This window comes from Marinobacter sp. UBA2498, from assembly GCF_002341575.1.
GTDB lineage: Bacteria > Pseudomonadota > Gammaproteobacteria > Pseudomonadales > Oleiphilaceae > Marinobacter > Marinobacter manganoxydans.
In genome coordinates this window covers 1-394 of the sequence record NZ_DDOI01000094.1, presented here as the reverse complement: position 1 = coordinate 394, position 394 = coordinate 1, and the positions used below count along the sequence as shown (strand labels likewise).

At 54.8% G+C, this 394-nt stretch carries 1 protein-coding gene; it reads left to right on the top strand.

Going from position 1 to position 394, the window contains the following annotated elements; translation table 11 throughout:
- Nucleotides 1-269: 269 nt before the first annotated feature.
- Nucleotides 270-394 (top strand): GTP-binding protein (locus tag B2W52_RS13145; RefSeq protein WP_286803503.1); only part of this gene is annotated, 125 nt, incomplete at its 3' end.

Sequence of the window (394 nt, the reverse complement as noted above, 5' to 3'; positions counted from 1 at the left end):
CCCTTGAGCGTTTGCCGATGCCGGAGGAGCGCTCACGGGCTCTATGGATCTATGGCGGTTTTCTGGGCGCCCTGTTCGTCGCCTTCGGGGCCTGGATGTTCCTGGATGCCGGCATGGATGCAGTCACACTCGCCACNNTGCCCTATCCGGCACTTGCTCATGCCCTGCTATCAGACAAGGCCGTCGGACTGTTCCTGAAAGAGGATCGTTCCGGCGGATAAATTGTTATAGTATAACAATTTGATTCCTAGAGGAGTGCCTCCGGCGCCATGGCTCAACCTATTCCTACCAGTCTGATACTTGGTTTTCTGGGTGTCGGTAAAACCACCGCCATTCTGGATCTTCTGAAAAGCAAACCGGAAAACGAGGTCTGGGCGGTTCTGGTCAACGAGTT